This window comes from Pseudomonas sp. NY15463 (genome assembly GCF_048068415.1).
Lineage (GTDB): Bacteria > Pseudomonadota > Gammaproteobacteria > Pseudomonadales > Pseudomonadaceae > Aquipseudomonas > Aquipseudomonas mosselii_C.
On the sequence record NZ_JBLUQD010000008.1, the window covers coordinates 326,833 to 346,376 of the forward strand.

Below are 19,544 nucleotides of genomic sequence, written 5' to 3' on the forward strand. Positions count from 1 at the left end.
ACTCGTCCACCTGATACCCGAGCCCTGCCCCGGTGCCGCCCGCGCGCCGCCAGGCCGATCCGATCAGCCCTGCAACGAGATGGCAATGACCAAGACCCGTTCCCGCAAAGCCCTGTACATCGGCCTGCCCCTGGCCCTGATGGTCGCCCTGGTAAGCGCCGCTGGCTACTTCTACTGGCAACGCCAGAATGCCGGCTACCCGCACAAGATCATCGAACAGGCCACGGCGCTGCACGAGCACATGTTGTCGTTCGACAGCCACGTGACCGTGCCCCTGGACCTGGGCAGCGCCGGGAATGAACTGGACAAGGACGGCCCTGGCCAGTTCGACCTGGTCAAGGCCGGCCGTGGCCGCCTGTCCGGGGCCGCACTGACGGTATTCGGCTGGCCGGAGATCTGGAACGGCGCCAACGCCCCGCATCGTCCTACCCCAGGCTTCGTCGACGCGGCGCGCCAGGAGCAGGAGGTGCGCTACAGGATCATCTCCGGCATGGTCCGCGACTTCCCCAACCAGGTCGGCATCGCCTACACCCCCGAGGACTTCCGCCGCCTCAACGGCGAAGGCAAGTTCGCCGTTTTCATCAGCATGCTCAACGCCTACCCGCTGGGCCACGACCTCTCGCAGCTCGACCTGTGGGCTGCGCGCGGCATGCGCATGTTCGGTTTCAGCTACACCGGCAACAACGACTGGGCCGACTCCTCGCGCCCGCTGCCGTTCTTCAACGACACCGCCGATGCGCTGGGCGGGCTGTCTGCGCTGGGCGAACAGGCGGTCAAGCGCCTCAACGACCTGGGCGTGATCATCGACGTGTCGCAGATGTCCACCCTGGCCCTGGAAGACGTTGCCCGCCTGTCGCGCGCGCCAATCGTCGCCTCGCACTCCGCTCCACGGGCACTGGTGGACATCCCGCGCAACCTCTCGGACAAAGAAATGCAGCTGATCAAGGACAGCGGCGGTGTCATCCAAGTGGTGGGCTTCGGCCAGTACCTCAAGCCGCTGAGCAAACCGGTCCTGGACAAGCTCGATGCCCTGCGCGCGCGCTTCGACCTGCAACCCTTGCAGGGCCTGGCCAACGCCCTGATGCCGGGCGATGCGGTGATCGCCATCTGGCCCGAGCAGCGCTTCGGCGAATACGCAAGCTCGCTGTACGGCATTCTCGAAGAAGAACCCAAGGCCACCCTCAAGCACTACGTCGATGCCATCGACTACACGGTGAAGAAGGTCGGTATCGATCACGTCGGCATCAGCTCCGACTTCAACGACGGCGGCGGCCTGGATGGCTGGAAGGACGTGAGCGAAATCCGCAACGTCACCGCCGAGCTGCTGACCCGCGGCTACAGCGAGACGGACATCGCGAAACTCTGGGCGGGCAACTTCCTGCGCGCCTGGGAACAGGTACAAAAATCCGCACGCCCCGTCGCCACTCGCTGAGCACATCTGAATGAGCAACCGCCGTACCTTCCTGAAACAGGCCAGCGTGCTGGCCGCAGGGCTGCCACTGCTGGCCCGGGCGCAAGACCCAGTCATCCCCAAGCCGCTTGCCGGCACCGATAAATGGCGCAACCTGCGCGCCCTGTTCCCGCTCGACCCGAACATCGCACATTTCGCCAATTTCCTGGTCACCGCCCACCCGCGCCCGGTACAAGCCGCCATCGACCGCCACCGTGCCGACCTGGACCGTAACCCCGCCGCGCTGATGGACTGGGAGAGCCAGTACGAATGGCAGCGTGAAGACGAAGTCCGCGAGTGGGCCGCCCGCTACCTGGAGGTGGGCCCGCGCCAGATCGCCCTCACCGGCAGCACCACCGAAGGCCTGGCAATGATCTTCGGCGGCCTCAAGGTAGGCCCCGGCCAGGAGATCCTGGTTACCGAGCACGAGCACTACTCCACGCACAAGACACTGGCCTTGCGTACCCAGCGCCAAGGCACCGCAGTGCGCAAGATCCGCTTGTTCGACGACCCGTGGACGGTGTCCAGCGACCAGGTACTGAGCACGATCGACAAGGCGATCAAACCCCACACCCGCGTACTGGGCATGACCTGGGTGCATTCGGGCAGCGGCGTCAAGCTGCCGGTCGGCGAAATCGGCGAGCTGGTCCGCCGACACAACCACAACCGCAGCGAAGCCGAGCGCATCCTCTATGTGATCGATGGGGTACATGGTTTCGGTGTGGAGAACGCACGCTTCGCCGACTTCAACTGCGACTACTTCATCGCCGGCACCCACAAGTGGATGTTCGGACCACGCGGCACCGGGATCATCTGCGCCGCATCCACCGGCATGACCCACCTCACCCCGACCATCGCCACGTTCTCCCGCGATGAAGACTTCGCCACCATCATGACCCCCGGCGGCTACCACGCCTTCGAGCACCGCTGGGCCGCTGGCGAAGCCTTCAAGCTGCACCTGGAGCTGGGCAAGGCTGATGTGCAAAAGCGCATCCACCAGCTCAATAGCCTGCTCAAGGAGCGCCTGGCCGAGCACCGTCAGATCCAGCTAGTCACGCCGCGCAGCGAACAGTATTCGGCCGGCTTCACCTTCTTGCGGATCAAGGACCGCGACCCTGACACCGTCGCCGCCTACCTCACCGCCAACAAGGTGATGTGCGACGCGGTCTACCGCGACGTCGGCCCAGTCATCCGCCTGGCCCCGAGCCTGCTCAACGACGAGCAGCAGATCGACCGCGCCATGACCCTGATCACCCAACAACTCTGAACAAGGCCCCCTCAATGCGCATACCTGTCTACCGCCTCACCCTGGCCGCCGTGCTCGCCACCTGTAGCCTGCCGGCGCTGGCCGCGCAAGTGTCCGACACGCCCGGCACGGTGTTCCGTGACTGCACCAGCGCCTGCCCGGAGATGGTCGTGCTGCCAGCCGGCACTTTCAGCATGGGCACCCCGCCCGATGAGATGGGCCGCCAGGACGACGAAGGCCCACAGCATCCGGTGACCTTCGACAAGCCCTTCGCCATCAGCCGCTTCCAGATCACCGCCGGGGAATGGGCGGCCTATCAGAAAGAGGCCGGCGTGGTCATTGCCGACGGCGACGACCGCCCTGGCCGGCGCTGCACCAACAGCAAGCCCAGCTACACGCAAGGCCCACGCCAGCCTGCGGTGTGCATGAGCTACCACGACGCCGAGCAATACGCTGCGTGGCTGTCGAAAAAGACCGGCCAGCCCTACAGCCTAGTCAGCGAGGCCCAGCGTGAATATGCAGCCCGTGGCGGCAGCACGGGCTTGTTCCCGTTCGAGCCCGACGCCAACTTCGAAATCAGCAAGCACGCCAACGTCTACGGCCCCAAGGATGGCTACAGCTACAGCTCCCCAGTGGGCAGCTTCCCGGCCAACGCCTTCGGCGTGTACGACATGCACGGCAATGTCTACGAATGGGTCGCCGACTGCTATCACGACAGCTACCACGGCGCGCCCACCGATGGCAGCGCCTGGACAGAAGCCGGTTGCGAGCGGGTCAGCATCCGCGGCAACGACTGGGGCGAGGCACCGATCTTTTCGCGCTCGGGCAACCGCAACAATGCCTATGCCAACAATCGCGGCGACTGGCTCGGTTTTCGCGTAGCCAGGGCGCTCTGAGCCGCCGTACGGCGGTAAATTCTCCCCCACCCGGCTCGTTCCTATCGGTGTACTTGCAGAGGACCCGGGGCGCCCCTGACGGCGCCCCTACCCACCATCCAAGGAACCGCAACCATGAGCCAGACCGCTTCTTCCGAAAACATCCACGACCTCATCGGCGTCGGCTTCGGCCCTTCCAACCTGGCCCTGGCCATCGCCCTGGAAGAGCTTGCCGAAACCAACGGCCACGCCCTCGACGCGCTGTTCATCGACAAGCAGACCGACTACCGCTGGCACGGCAACACCCTGGCCACCCAGAGCGAGCTACAGATCTCCTTCCTCAAGGACCTGGTATCACTGCGCAACCCCACCAGCCCCTACAGCTTCGTCAACTACCTGCACCAGAAGCAGCGCCTGGCCGACTTCATCAACCTGGGCACCTTCTACCCCTGCCGCCTGGAGTACAACGACTACCTGCGCTGGGCCGCCGACCATTTCGCCACCCAGGCGGTGTACGGCGAGGAAGTACTGCGTATCGAGCCAGAGCTGCGCGACGGCAAGGTCGACCATCTGTGTATCGTCTCGCGTGACCAGCAAGGCCGTGAATTCAGCCGCAAGGCACGTTCGGTGGTAGTCGGCAGCGGCGGCACGCCAAAGATCCCCGAGGCCTTCCGTGCGCTCAAGGACGATCCCCGCGTATTCCACCACTCGCAGTACCTAAGCGGCCTGCAGAAGCTGCCGTGCAACCAAGGCAAGCCGATGCGCATCGCCATCGTCGGCTCCGGCCAGAGCGCCGCCGAAGCCTTCATCGACCTCAACGACAGCTTCCCGTCGGTCAAGGTCGACATGATCCTGCGCGCCTCGGCCCTCAAGCCCGCCGACGACAGCCCGTTCGTCAACGAGATCTTCGCCCCCGAATACACCGACCTGGTGTTCAACCAGCCCCACGCCGAGCGCGAGAAGCTGGTCGCCGAATACCACAACACCAACTACTCGGTGGTCGACGTCGACCTGATCGAGCGCATCTACGGCATCCTCTACCGCCAGAAGGTCGCCCATCAGTACCGCCATCACGTGCTGTGCCGCCGCAACATCGAGAACGTGGTGAACACCGCCGAAGGCATCGAACTGACCCTGCGTGACCTGGCCACCGGTGTGCAGCAGACCCACCGCTACGACGCGGTGATCCTCGCCACCGGCTACGAGCGCCGCTCGCACCGCGAACTGCTGGCACCGCTGCAACAGCATCTGCGGGACTTCGAGGTCGAACGCGACTACCGCGCCATGGCCAGCCCCGAGCTTGCCGCTGGCGTCTACCTGCAAGGCTTCTGCGAAGCGTCCCATGGTTTGTCCGACACGCTGCTGTCGGTGCTGCCTGCACGCGCGCTGGAAATCGGTCAGTCGCTGTACCAACACCTGGGCAAGCACGCCAGCAACGCACCAGCCGCCCTGCGCGCCACCAGCGTCTGAAAACGGGAAACCTTCGATGAGCAATCAACCGCGTGGGGCCATGCGCGAGCTGCTGGCCCTGCTCCGGCCCTTCTGGGCAATCGTCGTCGTCTCGGTCGTGCTCGGGATGCTCGGTGGCCTGAGTGTCACTGCACTGCTGGCCCTGACCAACAACGCGCTGCACGCCGAAGGCGGGCTTACCCAGGGCATTGTCTGGCTGTTTGCCGGTCTCTGTCTGCTGGCCCTGGCCAGCAGCATCTGCTCGGACATCGGTACCAACTTCGTGGGCCAGCACATCATCGCCAGGCTGCGCAGGGAACTGGGCGAGAAGGTACTGTCGGCACCGATCGAACAGATTGAGCGCTATCGCAGTCACCGCCTGATCCCGGTACTGACCCACGATGTCGATACCATCAGCGACTTTGCCTTTGCCTTTGCGCCACTGGCAATCTCGCTGGCAGTGACCCTGGGCTGCCTGGGCTACCTGGCTATGCTGTCCTGGCCGATGTTCCTGATCATGCTGGTGGCCATCGCGGTAGGCACGGTGGTTCAGTACCTTGCACGCGGCAAAGGCATCAAGGGTTTCTTTGCCGCTCGTGATGCCGAGGACGAACTGCAAAAGCACTATCACGCGATTGCCGAGGGTGCCAAGGAATTGCGCATCAACCGGCCACGCCGCCAGCGGATGTTCAACGCACGTATCGAACGCACCGCCAACCGGATCTGCGCCACGCAGATCAGCTCGATCAATACCTTCGTCATGGCCAAGAGCTTCGGCTCGATGTTGTTCTTCGTGGTCATCGGGCTAGTCCTGGCCTTGCAGTCTTGGTGGCCGAGCAATGACCGCAGCGTCATGAGCGGGTTCGTCCTGGTGCTGCTCTACATGAAAGGTCCGCTCGAACACCTGGTCGGCACCCTGCCCATCGTCAGCCGTGCCCAGATCGCCTTTCGGCGTATCGCCGAACTCTCGGAGCAGTTTTCTTCGCCGGAACCGCACCTGCTGCTCAACGATAGCGGCAAGGCTGCCACCACCCTGCACAGCCTGGAGCTGCGCAATGTCAGCTATAGCTTTCCGGCCGTCGGCGACCAACCTCCGTTCCGCCTGGGGCCGGTCAGCCTGCGTATCGAACAGGGTGACATCACCTTCATCGTCGGTGAGAACGGCTGCGGCAAGACCACACTGATCAAGCTGCTACTGGGCCTGTATCCACCGCAGGAAGGGGAGATCCTGCTGGATGGCCAATTGGTGAGCGCGACCAACCGCGACGATTACCGACAGATCTTCACCACCGTGTTCGCCGACTACTACCTGTTCGACGATCTCGTACAGGGTGATCAGCAGATTCCCGAAGACGCCAATCAGTATCTGCAACGCCTGGAGATCGCGCACAAAGTCAGGGTCGAGGATGGCAGCTTCACCACCACCGACCTCTCCACCGGCCAGCGCAAACGTCTGGCCTTGGTCAACGCCTGGATCGAGGAACGCCCGGTACTGGTGTTCGATGAATGGGCCGCCGATCAGGACCCGACCTTCCGCCGCATTTTCTACACCGAACTGCTGCCCGACCTTAAGCGACAGGGCAAGACCATCATCGTCATCTCCCACGACGACCGTTACTTCGACCTCGCTGATCAATTGATACGCATGCACGCCGGCCAAGTGGCCAGCGACCGCACGCTGGCCTGAGTCAGCCCGCACGCCCTGTAAAAACTTTCCGGTTTTCTACAGGTCGTGCGTTCTAGTTTCAGGAACAATTCTCAATTACAAAAGCCACGCACACTTACGGATCTTCATCGAATGGGCAAGTCTCACAACACTTCCGGCGCCAAACGCCACCTGCTCAACCGCCACAAGACGCTTCTCGCATTGGGTGTTGCCCTTGCGTTGGGCTGCGCCCAGGCGCACGCCGAAGTGGTTGACCTGGATATCCCGGCCCAGCCGCTGTCCAGCGCACTCAACGACCTCGGTCGCCAAGCCAACCTGCAGATACTGTACAGCCCGGAGATCGTGCGCGGCCTGAGTTCGGTGAGCATCCACGGTCGTCTCGACAGCCTCGAGGCACTGCGCCGGTTGGTCCAGGGCACCGGCATCACCTACCAGGTGAACGGCAACGTGGTCACCCTGAACAACCGCATCGATGCCAACAATCATGCGATCAATCTCGACTCCACAGCAGTGACCGCCTTTCAGCTCGGCGAGATGACCGAGAACACCGGTTCCTACACCACCGGCGCAGTGACAGCCGGCGGCAAGACGCCTCAAGCCCTGCGCGACATCGCCCAGTCGGTCTCGGTGGTCAGCAGTCAGCGAATCCAGGACCAAGGCTTGCACAATGTCTCGCAAGTGCTCAACCAGGCCACCGGTATCACGCTGGTCGGCGGCAACGACAACGACGTGGCAATCTACTCGCGGGGCTTCAAGATCACCAACGTGACCACCGACGGTGGTGCACCGAACATGCGTGAAGAGTCGTACCAGTCCTTGCCGGACATGATCCAGTACGACCACATCGAAATCCTGCGTGGCGCCGATGGCCTCAATTCAGGCACCGGTGAACCTGGGGGCACCATCAACCTGGTGCGCAAGCGCGCCCTGGACCATACCCAGGTCAAGCTGGCCACCTCGGCCGGCAGCTGGGACAACTATCGTCAGGAAATCGACGTCACCGGGCCACTGGGTTTCGATGGCCGCCTGCGTGGACGCTTCGGCGCAGCCTATGAAGACCGCGGCTATTTCTACGACGGTGCCGACAGTCAGAAGCAGGCATTCTTCGGCGTGCTCGAGGCCGACTTCACCCCAGACACCACGGTCTCTGTCGGCGGCAGCTACGAGAAGCGCGACATGGACGGCTACTGGGACAATGGCCTGGTCCGCGCAAGCACCGGCGACGACCTGGGCCTGTCGCGCGACAAGTCGCTGGCAGCGGACTGGTCCTCGGCAAATTCCGAGAGCATGGAAGGCTTCATCAAGGTCGAGCACAGCCTCAACGAGCACTGGAAAGCCGATGCCAGCTACACCTACAGCAAGTACGACGCCCACCATGACCTGGGGCAGGTCACCACGGCCCTGAACCCGGTGACCAACAGCGGCACCAACTTCACGCGTACCGTGCGCGAGTTCCAGAACGAGCAGAACACCGTGGCAGCCAACCTGCACGGTACGTTCGAGGCGTTCGGTCGCGAACACGAGCTGCTGATCGGCGCCGACCACGAGAACATCCACAAGTACTACGCCGACTTCAGCCGCAACTCGCCAAGCGTGCCAGTCGATGTGTACAACGACGACATCGGCTCGCTCCCCAAGCCGGTCAAGCCGACCATGTACTACGAGTACCCGGTCTGGGACACCAAGAAGACCGGAGGCTACGTAACCCTCAAGGCACGCCTGGCCGACCCGCTCAAGCTCATCGTCGGTGCCCGCTACAACGATTACCAGGATACCCAGGTCAGCGTCGTACCGGACTTCGGCTCCACCTTCGGCCTAGGCGGCAAGAACAGCGGGGTCATCACGCCCTACGGCGGTCTGATCTACGACCTCGATGACAACTGGTCGGTCTACACCAGCTACGCCGAGATCTATAAACCGCAGACCAACTACCTGACGGCCGGTGAAACCCAGCTCAAGCCAATCGAAGGCAAGACCTACGAATTTGGGGTCAAGAGTGCGTTCTACGACGGTCGCCTGAATTTCTCCAGTGCCGTCTACTACACCAAGCGTGAGAACGAAGCGGTCCTGGTCGAGTATGCCGACACCGCTACCAACAACTGCTGCTATGTCGCCGGCGGCGAGGTGGTCAGCCGCGGCTGGGACACCGAGATCAGCGGCGAGTTGGCCGAGGGCTGGCAGGTGTCGGCAGGCTATACCTACAACATCAACAAGCAGCGCACCGCCGCTGACGCCAGCAACACCGGCCTGCCACTGAGCAGCCAGACGCCCAAGCACCTGTTCAAGTTCTTCACCACCTACCAGTTGCCAGGTGAGCTGGAGCGCTGGAAAGTCGGCCTCGGCGCCAACATCCAAAGCCGCAACGCGGTCAACGGCACGGTCCGTACCCGACTGTCCGACGGCACCTTGAGCCCTGGCACTTCGCCCTACTCCTACGTCCAACCAGGCTATGCGGTGTGGAACAGCCTGATCGAGTACCGCATCAACGAGAACTGGACCGCCGCCCTCAACGGCAACAACCTGTTCGACAAAAAGTACTACCAGACCATCGGCAGCAGCGTACGTGGCAACTGGTACGGTGAGCCGCGCAACTACATGCTGAGCCTGCGCGCCACCTTCTGATTGCAAAGCCCGTATGAACAACGCCCGATGCAGGCAACTGCATCGGGCGTTGTTCATTGAGCGACCGGTTCAGCGCTGCAAGCGCTGGCGAATCAGACCGGCAAGCGTTTCATGCACCTGTTCCACTGCCGGTACCACGCTGCGCATACGCAACAAGTCATGGGTCAGGTCTGGGTATTCCAGCAACTGGACATCGACGCCTTGTGCCTGCAACTTGCGGGCATATGCCAGGCCTTCATCGAGCAACGGATCGAAACCTGCAACCACGACCACTGCCGGGGCCACCCCCCTCAAGTCATCCGCGAGCAACGGCGAGAAGCGCCAGTCCAGGCGATCCTGCGCGGTACGCGCATAATGCTGGTAGAACCATTCCAGGGTGTCGCTTTCCAGCAGGTAGCCCTCGGCGAACAACTCCATAGACGCACTGCGTTGCGAAGCGTCGGTCATCGGATAGCACAGCACTTGCAGGCAGGGGGTGATCGGCGCGGCCTCACCCGCATGCGCAGCCTCGATGGCCAGCACGGTGGCCAGGCTCGCACCGACGCTGTCCCCGGCCAGTACCACCCGCTCAAGATCGATACCCAATGGCACGGCTTGCTCACGCAGCCAATGCAGGGTGTCGGTGCAGTCATGCAGGGCGGTAGGAAACTTGTGCTCCGGTGCCAGGCGGTAACCCACCGACAATACCGGGAAGCCACTGCGCTGGCACAGCTCACGGCACACGCCATCGTGGGAATCGAGACTACCCACCACGTAGCCGCCGCCATGCAGGTAGCACACCAAGCCTTGAGGCCCCGCACTCGCCCCGTGTGGTCGGTACAGACGCAACGCAATCGCTGCACCATCGCGGCCACGGGCTTCGAGCGCCTGGACGTCAACGGCCTCAGGCGCAGGCCAGCGCAACTGGTGGGTAGTCAGTTCGAATGCCGCTCGGGCCTGCTGTGCGGTCATGGTCGCAAAAGTCGCCTGCGAACCTGCCTGGCGCTCTTCGGCCAGGTCGAGAAAGGCACCGATATCGGGATGCAAAGTCATGAAGAGTTTCCTGGAAAAAAGAAGCGGGCACCGTCTCCGGCGCCCGCAGGCAAGGTTCAGGCCGTCACGGCCTGATCAAGGCAGTGCTCGATCAGCGCCAACAGCTCACACCTGAAGGCGTCCATCAGCGCTTGCACGGTAGCGGCACGATAGCGTCGGCTACTGTAGAAACAGCGCAGCGAAAGCTGACCGTCGAACACCTGGCCAGTGATCTCCAGCCAGTTGCCCAACTGGGCCTGGGGGCTGTAGCAAGCACCTGGGCTTTCGTCGGCGGGCACCAGCAACGCCTGCTCGTCGAAGCTCTGGTCGAACTGCCCCAGGTAGTTGAACGTCACCCGTGCCTGGGCCAGCCCGGCAAGGCGCTCACGCAGCTGTCGGTCGCCCATGTGGCGCAGCAGGCCGTAACCCAGGCCTTTGCTTGGAACCGCCTGCAATTGCTGCTGAATGGCTCGGATCGACGGCGCGAAGTCCTCATCCAAGCCCGGGCTCAGACGCAACGGGAACATGCTGGTGAACCAACCCAGGGTACGGCTCAGGTCGAGCGCCTCGAACAAGTCCTCACGGCCGTGACCTTCGAACTGCACCAAGACCGACTCCGCTTCGCTCCAGCGGCACAGCACCCGGCTCAAGGCCGTGAGCAACACATCGTTGATCTGGGTCTGATACACCGCTGGCACCTGCTTGAGCAGCCGAGTCGTGTCACGCTCCGACAGCTTCAGCTGGGCGCTGGTCTCGAACTGCACCTGGTTCTTGCCACGCGGGTTATCGCAAGGCAGCTCCTGACCTGGCTGGTCCAATTGGCCAAGCCAGTAGCCCAGTTCCTCCTCCGCCAGTCGCTGAACCTCCCCCTGTAGCCCTTCGGCCCAGGCGCGGAAACTGCTGGTACGGATCGGCAGGTTCACCTCGCGCCCCTCCAGGCACGCCTGGTAGGCCTCTTGCAAGTCCTGCAGGAGGATTCGCCACGACACACCATCGATAACCAGGTGATGAATCGCGATCATCAAGCGGCTCTCACCCCCGTCGAGCCTGGCATTGACCACCCGAATCACCGGGCCGTCGATAATGCTCAGGCTGCGCTGGGCACTGTTGACCAAGGCATTCAACGCATCGGCGTCACTGACCTCGCGGTGCCAGATCCACTCGCAACTGCCGGCCAGGGTGTCGTAATACTGGTACCAGCGTCCGTTCTCCTGGCGAAAGCGCAACCGCAGGCTGTCGTGGTGCCGTACGACGTGCAGCAGGGCCTGCTCGAGGGCCTGGCCATCAATCGGGCCACGCGCACGTAACATCAAGGCCTGGTTGAAGTGATGCGGCTCGCGCATGGGCTGCTCGAAGAACCACTCCTGGATCGGAATCAGGTTGAACAGCCCCTCGCTGGCCTGATGGGTGAGGTCTTCTTGTGGGCTTCGGCGCGCCGTACCTTGGTCGAACAACGCTTCGATGGTCTGGTGGCGCATCAGGTCGCGCAGTTTCAAGTCCATCTCCAGGTGCGGATGGTTACGCACCTGGGAGATCACCTGAAGACTCAGGATCGAATCGCCCCCCAGTTCGAAGAAGTTGTCGGTAATCCCCACCTGCTCGACTTGCAGGACCTGCTGCCAAATCTGCGCCAGCCACTGCTCACGCTCGTTGCGCGGCGCAACATGGCTTTGCGCCTCGAACTGCGGTTCAGGCAACGCACGTCGGTCGAGCTTGCCGTTGGGCGTGAGCGGGAAGCGCGACAGGCACAGGATCTGCGCCGGCACCATGTAATCGGGCAGCGACTGGCGCAGGGCCGCCTTCAACAGGCCTCCCTGCTCATCCCCTTGCGGGCCGACCACGTAACCGATCAGTTGCTTGCCCGACGGACTTTCGCGAGCGATCACCAAGGCATCGGTGACGCCGGGCTGCTGGCGCAGGCGCGCCTCGATCTCGCCCAACTCGATGCGGAAACCGCGCACCTTCACCTGATGGTCGATCCGCCCCACATAATCGACGAGCCCATCGGGGCGCAGGCGTACCAAGTCCCCGGTGCGGTACAAACGCTCACCCGCAGCGCCGAACGGATTGGGCACAAAGCGCTCGGCACTGGCATCCGGCCGGCGATGATAGCCACGCGCAAGCCCCTGCCCGCCGATGTACAGCTCACCGGCAAAGCCCGCTGGCAGCGGCCGCAGGTCATCGTCGAGGATGTACAGCGAGCGTTGTCCTACTGCTCGTCCGATCGGCGCATAAGCGGCGCCACAACGCTCCTCGCCGGCCGCCTTCCACAGCATGGGCGTGACTACCGTTTCGGTGGGGCCATAGCCATTGGTGAAATAGCGCGGCCTGAGCGCGGCCTTGACCTGCTCGAACGTCTGCTCAGGCACGGCATCTCCGCCAAAGCAGTAGATCCTCACCGGCGGTGCCAGCTCGGCGCTGCTCTGCACGAACTCGGCCAGTTGCTTGAGATACGCCGGTGGGAAGCACGCGATGCTAATCCCGTGGCGGTGCAAGGCCGCACAGGTCTGCTCAGGTGTCCACAGCTCGTTGTCGCGCAGCACCAGAGTGCCTCCGGCGAACAACGTGCTGAGCCAACGCTCATGGGCACCGTCGAAGGCAAACGACATGAAATGCAGCTCGCGGGTGTCGGCGTCCATCTCATACAGCCGAGCGATGGCCTGACAATGCGCACTGATCGGCCCATGCGCCACCGCGACGCCCTTGGGCCGGCCGGTCGAGCCAGAGGTGTAGATCAGGTATGCCAGGGAATCGGCACATACCCGGCTGGGCGGTGCCTGCCGGTCATGCAGGCTGGCGTCGAACTGGTCGACCTCCATCACTGCCAGCGCCGGCGGCAGGTCAAAGCGCGCACGCAGCGGCTGCTCGGTCAGCAGCAGCACCATCGCCGAATCCTCGATCATGTACGCCAGACGCTCCGGCGGGTAGTCGATATCCAGCGGCACATAGGCCGCACCGCTCTTGAGTACCGCCAGCAGCGCCACCAGCAGGTCCGCAGAGCGCTGCATGGCAACCCCGACCACACACTCAGGCCCGACCCCTTGGGCGATCAGGGCATGGGCCAGCTGGTTGGCGCGGCTATCGAGCGTGGCGTAGTCCATCACCACATCGGCACACTGTACGGCGATGGCCTTGGGTTGCTGCACGGCATGCCGTGCAATCAGCTGGGGCAGTGTCAGGGCCTGGTACGCGTCCGCTGGGGCTGCACTCCATTGGCTCAGGGCGCGATGCTGGGCCTCGTCCAGACGCGGCAAGTTGCCCAGCGGCATGTGCGGCGAGGCCTCCACTAACGCATCGAGGGTCTGTTCCATGCAGCGCCGGATCCCTTCGACCGCCTCATGACTGAAGCTACTGCGCAGGTACATGTACTCGATGCTTAGGCGCTCGCCCAGGTTGACAGCCAAGTCCATCGGGAAGTTGGTCAGGCCTTGGCTGGCACTGTTGCCAAAGGTCAGGCCAGTATCGATGTCCTCGTTCAGGCGCTGGTCGATAGGGTAGTTCTCGAACACGATGATGCTGTCGAACAAGCCCTGGGCACCCAGCCCCGACCACCGCTGCACATCGGCCAGCGGCGCCTGGGAATAGTCACGAATGTCCAGGTTGTAGGCCTGCAACGCACGCAGCCAGTCGGCCAGTGGTTGTTCGGGCTCCAGCGTCTGGATCACCGGCAAGGTATTGATGAACAGACCCAGCATACTGTCGGCACCCGGCAGGCTTTCAGGGCGGCCTGCCACGGTCGCGCCGAACGCCAGGGTGCGCTGGCCAGTGTAACGTTGCAGCACCAGCAGCCACGCCGCTTGTACCAAGGTGTTGAGGGTAATGCGCAGGCGCCGGCAATGCTGTTGCAGGCGCACGGTCTGCGCTGGATCCCAGGAGGAATACAAAGCCTGGTGGCCCGGCAGCGGCTCTGCATGCTGAGGGTGCACCGCCTGCGCGAGCAGCGTCGGCTCTTCCAACGGCCGCAGGCGCTCGCGCCAGAACTGCTCCAGCGCAGTTCGGTCCTGGCTTACCAGCCAGGCGATGAAGTCACGGTAGTTGCCCACCTGCGCAGGCACCTCGATGCCGGCGTAGTGCTGTAGCACCTCGGCAAACAACCGCGAGCTGCTCCAGCCATCCATGAGTATGTGATGGCTCGTCCAGATCATCTGGTAGCGGTCGTCATCCAAGCGCACCAGCAACAACCGGTGCAGCGGCGCAATGGCAAGCTCGAAGCTGCGCTCACGCTCGCGGCGGTTGAGTTCGGCGATACGCTGCTCGTCGACCGCGGTGTGGCGCCAGTCAAGCTCGCGAATGTCCAGTTCCACCTGGCGGTGCACCACCTGCAGCGGCCTGGCCAGGCCGGCCTGCCAATGGAAGCTGCTGCGCTGGATGGCATGGCGCTCGGTGACGAAGGTCCAGGCAGCACGCAGGCGCCCCACGTCCAGACCGCCGATCGACAGGCTGGACTGGTTGATGTACAGCTCACTGTCATCGTCGTTGACACTGTGGAACAGCATGCCTTCCTGCATCGGCGAGAGCGGGTAGATGTCCTCGATGTCGACCGCTGGCACCGGCAGGCGATCCAGCTCGGCCTGAGTCAGTGCAGCCAACGGGAAGTCCGACGGCGTCACCCCCTGATTGTGCGGATCCAGGCAGTGCTCGATGATCTGCTGCAACGCGTGCAGGTAGTCCTGCGCCAGCGTATCCAGGTCATGCGCATGCCCCTCGCCAACCAGTTGCCAGTGCAATTGCAAGTGCCCATCGCTGACCACGCTGGACAGGTGCAAGCCAGGCAACGTGGCCATGCTGCCCGCCCCGTGCTGCTCCCAGGCACCGGGCGCCGGGCGCTGGGGATCATGCCTGAATGCCAGTTGCGGCCAAGCCTCGGCGCCCCCCTGCGCCAGAGCAAAGGCAGCGCCGTGCAACGGCACTCCGCGCAGGCACTCTTTCACCGATTTGATCGCGCAGGCCAGGTCGCTCTCGACCACCAGGCGCAACGGGAACGGGTTGGCAAAGCGGCCAATGGCATGCTGCACGTCGCAGCCCAGTGTCGCTCGCGCCGGGGTGAGCGCAACGCGCACTGCCGGTGCCAGCGTAGTACGGCCCACCACACGCACCAGCGCGGTCAACAGCAGCTCGGCCGGTGTGGTGCGATAGGCGGTCGGCGCGAGTTCCAGCAGTTGCCAACTGTGCGTGCTGGACAGGCTGTCCTGGCGCACGTAATACCCATGGCCTGCGCCATGAAGCGGCAGGCGATCAACCGCTGCCAACTGCTGGTCACGCCAGAAGTCCGCTTGATCGCCGGCCTGCTCCTGTAGACGCGCAAGCCAGTACTGCCAGGTATGGCTGCGCGGTGGCAGCTCGCGCTGCTCGCACAGCGCCTGGAGTTCTTCGCGCAGAACATGCCAGGCATCGGCGTCGAAGACCTCGCCTGCCGCCACCAGCAGCAACGGGCGCCGGCCCTCTACGACAGCCCCCAGTGCGCCACGCAGCAATACCCCCTGGGTCGGCTCAAGGCTGTCCGCCAGGGCTTGGCGCACTTGCAGTTGCGGTTCAGCGTCGATCAGCAATGCGACGTCTTTCCAGCGCTCATCCAGGGCATCAAGATCAAGGTACTTGCCCTGCAGGCCCTCGACAGCGACCTCCACGCTCAGGCGCAGGCTGTCGTGCCGTGCCACCAGGGTACGCAGCGCCTGCTGCAAGGTCTGCGCATCAAGCGCCGCAGGCACCGAAAGCTCGCACCATTGGGCAGCCAGCTCGCCACTCAACGGCATGCAGGCCAACGTTCCAGCGGCGGCTGTCTGCTGTGCCTGCGCCAGCTCGGCCACCGTAACCACCTGCGCCAAGGCTTCGATGGTCTGGTGCTCGAACAGCGCCTTGGGGGTGAACAGGATGCCAGCCTGGCGGGCACGGCTGACCACCTGGATAGACACAATGGAGTCGCCGCCCACTTCGAAGAAGTTGTCAGTTACCCCTACCCGTTCGAGCGTCAACACGTCTTGCCAGATCTGCGCCAGACGCTCTTGCAGCGCAGTCTGCGGCGCCACATAGGCCTGCTGTGACAAGCTCGCATCCACCGTTGGCAGCGCCTTGCGATCAAGCTTGCCATTCGGGCTCAGCGGCAAGCGGGCGAGCAGCATGAGGAACGCTGGCACCATGTAATCCGGTAGCGTATCGCGCAAATAGGCGCGGACGCTGTCGCGCAGTGCAGCCGCTTTTGCCTCATCGGCCAGGACCACATCGGCGCGGCTTGGCACCAGGTACGCGACCAGTTGGTGACCGGCGCCACCTTGCTGCGCGACCACCACCGCATCATGGACCTGTGCGTGCTCGACCAGACGCGCCTCGATCTCCCCCAGTTCGATGCGGAAACCGCGTATCTTCACCTGATGGTCGATGCGCCCGACATAGTCGATCAGCCCTTCGGCGCGATAGCGCGCCAGGTCGCCCGTACGGTACAGGCGAGCGCCTGGAGCACCGAACGGGTCCGGCAGGAAACGTTCGGCGGTCAGTCCGGGACGACCGTGGTATCCGCGTGCCAGTAGCTCGCCACCAATGACCAATTCGCCCATCACCCCCATAGGCGCCGGCTGGCCGCTGTCTTCGAGCAAATAGATGCTGCGCCCCGGTAGCACCCGACCAATCGGCAGGGTCAGCGGCATCGGCAGATGCCCACTGATGTAGTCACTGCAATCGAGGGTCGTTGCAGTCACCGTCGCTTCGGTGGGACCGTAGGTATTGAGCAGGCGCACGTGTCCAAGTCCCGCTGCCTGCCACGCGCTAAGGCCCTCGACCGGCATGGCCTCGCCACCGCCGTGCACCTGTCGCAGGCGCCCATAGTCGCGCGGCCCGTGGGCGGCGAAGTCCTTGGCCAACATGTTCCAGTAAGCGGTGGTCAGGTCGGCTACGCTGATCTGCTTGTCGATCAGTTCGCGATAGAAGGTCTCGCTGTCCCAGATCTCATTGCCGCGCAGGACGACCGACGCACCGCAGATCAACGCCGGGTACAGTTGCTCGACGAAACCATCGAAGTTGAACGTCGAGAACTGCAAGGCGCGGTCGTTGCCATCCAGGGCAAAGAAGTCCAAGGCGACGTGGGCATGCCGCGCCAAGGCCAGGTGACTGATACCAACCCCCTTGGGGCGCCCGGTAGAGCCGGAGGTGAACATCACATACGCCAGGTTGCCAGTCTCGACCCGGTGGGTCAGATTGTCCGATGACTGCCCCGCCCAGGACTCTGGCTGGTCCAGATACAGACGCGGCAGCGTATCGGGAACGGCCAGGCGCTGCATGAGGTGGGTATGGCTGAGCAACAGCGTGATGCCGCTGTCCTCGATCATGCACAGCAAACGATCTGCCGGGTAGTTCGGATCCAACGGTACATAGCCACCGCCTGCCTTGAGCACGGCCAGAAGGCCGACGATCATGTCCAGACCGCGGTCAGCGGCGATACCGACCAATACGTCAGGTCCGACCCCCAGGGCCACCAACTGCCTGGCCAGGCGGTTGGCCTGCTGGTTGAGCATCGTGTAAGTCAGGCTGCTGGTCTGGAACATCAGCGCCGTCGCCTCTGGCGTGCGCGCGACCTGGGCCTCGAACTGCACATGCACCGGCGCGTCGTCAGGGCAATCCAGTGGCGCAATGGCCCAGTCATCCAGTTGCTGGCGCTCGGCCGCATCCAGCCATGCCAGCTCGCTCAGCGCCTGGCCGGCGTCGGACTGCATGGCCAACAGAAGGTTGCCCAAGCGCCCCGCCAGGGTTTCTATCGTCGCCTCGGTGAACGCGGCGCGGGCGTAGCTGAAATGCAGACTGAGCGTCGCAGCGTGGGTAACCGACAGTGTCAGCGGGTAATTGGTCTGCTCGTGGTTGCCGATGCCGAAGAACTGCAACCCTTCAGGGGCCTGCGCTTGCAGCGCATCAGCCACCGGATAGTTCTCGAACACCAGCAAGGTGTCGAACAACGACTGTGCCCCCTGCCCTGCCCAGCGTTGCACATCGAACAAAGGCGTGTGCTCATACTCGCGCAGTGCCAGGTTCTGCGCCTGCACGCGCTGTAGCAAGGCCTGCACGCTTTCATGCGGCAGTGGTGCTGCGACCACCGGCAAGGTGTTGATGAACAAGCCCACCTGCTGTTCGGCACCGCGCAGCTCGGCCGGCCGACCGGCCACCGTTGCACCAAACACCACCGCTTGCTGCCCGGTATGACGTTGCAACAGCAAGAGCCAGGCGGCCTGCACCAGGGTATTGAGCGTCACTTTCTGGCGCCGGGCAAATTCGACGAGGGCGGTGGTCTGTAAGTTATCCAGACGCATGCCGAAGCCACCATGCCCCTGATTATTGGCATCCGCCGCACGCAAGTTGGCCAGCGCTTGTACCAAGCGGGTCGGTTCCTCGACGATCTTCAGTTGCCCACGCCAGAACGCTTGGGCCTGATCACTGTCCTGGCGTTGCAACCAGGCGATGTAGTCACGGAAGTACCCTTGCCGGGCTGGCAAAACCTGGCCGTTGTAACGCTGCAACACCTCGCCCATCAGTTGCGAATGGCTCCAGCCATCCATGAGGATATGGTGGTGGGTGTGGATCAGGTGGTGACGATCGTCTGCCACCTGCACCAGCACCACCCGCAGCAACGGCGCTGCGCCCAGGTCAAAACCTTGGGCAAGCTCAGCACGCGCCAAGCTCGCCAAAGCGCTCTCAAGATCGTCCCGACCGCGCCAGTCGTGCAGCACGAACGGTATGCTCAAACGCCGCTGCACAACCTGCAACGGCTCATTCAGGTCGCCGTCCCAGACGAAACTACTGCGCAATACCTCCTGAGCGTCCAAGGTGGCCTGCCAGGCGGCGCGGAATCGCTCTGCGTCGAGGCCATCGACATCCAGGCGCATCTGGTTCAGGTAGTCGCCGGCACTGGCTTCGTAGAGCGTGTGGAACAACATGCCACGTTGCATCGGCGCCAGTGGATAGAGGTCTTCAACCTGCTCGGGCGCGATCGCAAGACGGTCCAGTTGAGCCTGGGTCACACGTGCCAGAGGGAAGTCCGACGGTGTCAGCCCACGATGCTGCGGCTCGATGCAATGGGCGATCAGTGCACGCAGTTCGTCAGCGTAGTCGTCGGCCAGGGCCTGTAGGGTCTGTACATCGAACTGCTCGGTACTGAACGTCCAGCCCAGGCTCAGCTCGCCGCCATACACGTGGCCATTGATCGTCAGCCAGTTGCCCAGCGGCGCGTCGGCGCTTTGCTCTGCG

At 63.6% G+C, this 19,544-nt stretch carries 8 protein-coding genes; 6 read left to right on the forward strand and 2 right to left on the reverse strand.

The window, feature by feature from the left end:
- The first annotated feature begins 85 nt into the window (after positions 1–85).
- From pvdM to ACNFIC_RS21490, 6 genes are all read left to right on the forward strand, one after another.
- Positions 86–1,432: a pyoverdine-tailoring dipeptidase-like protein PvdM gene (pvdM, locus tag ACNFIC_RS21465; protein WP_138220992.1), complete on the forward strand. Its 1,347-nt coding sequence runs from the start codon at positions 86–88 to the stop codon at positions 1,430–1,432.
- Positions 1,433–1,442: 10 nt separating this feature from the next.
- Positions 1,443–2,717: an aminotransferase class V-fold PLP-dependent enzyme gene (locus ACNFIC_RS21470; protein WP_138220991.1), complete on the forward strand. Its 1,275-nt coding sequence runs from the start codon at positions 1,443–1,445 to the stop codon at positions 2,715–2,717.
- 14 nt (positions 2,718–2,731) lie between these two features.
- Positions 2,732–3,592, forward strand: a complete 861-nt coding sequence (locus ACNFIC_RS21475) for a formylglycine-generating enzyme family protein (protein ID WP_138220990.1) — start codon at positions 2,732–2,734, stop codon at positions 3,590–3,592.
- 114 nt (positions 3,593–3,706) lie between these two features.
- Positions 3,707–5,041, forward strand: coding sequence for a lysine N(6)-hydroxylase/L-ornithine N(5)-oxygenase family protein (locus ACNFIC_RS21480; protein WP_138220989.1), 1,335 nt, complete (start codon positions 3,707–3,709; stop codon positions 5,039–5,041).
- A gap of 16 nt (positions 5,042–5,057) precedes the next feature.
- Positions 5,058–6,707, forward strand: a complete 1,650-nt coding sequence (locus ACNFIC_RS21485; protein WP_416781913.1) for a cyclic peptide export ABC transporter — start codon at positions 5,058–5,060, stop codon at positions 6,705–6,707.
- Between the two features lie 111 nt (positions 6,708–6,818).
- Positions 6,819–9,308, forward strand: a complete 2,490-nt coding sequence (locus ACNFIC_RS21490) for a TonB-dependent siderophore receptor (protein ID WP_416781914.1) — start codon at positions 6,819–6,821, stop codon at positions 9,306–9,308.
- Positions 9,309–9,377: 69 nt separating this feature from the next.
- Here the strand turns inward: ACNFIC_RS21490 and ACNFIC_RS21495 are convergent, their stop codons facing one another.
- The gene (locus tag ACNFIC_RS21495; RefSeq protein ID WP_416781915.1) at positions 9,378–10,340 is read right to left on the reverse strand and encodes an alpha/beta hydrolase; all 963 of its coding nucleotides are present in this window, start codon (positions 10,338–10,340) and stop codon (positions 9,378–9,380) included.
- 56 nt (positions 10,341–10,396) lie between these two features.
- The coding region (locus ACNFIC_RS21500) for an amino acid adenylation domain-containing protein (protein ID WP_416781917.1) at positions 10,397–19,544 on the reverse strand (9,148 nt) is incomplete at its 5' end.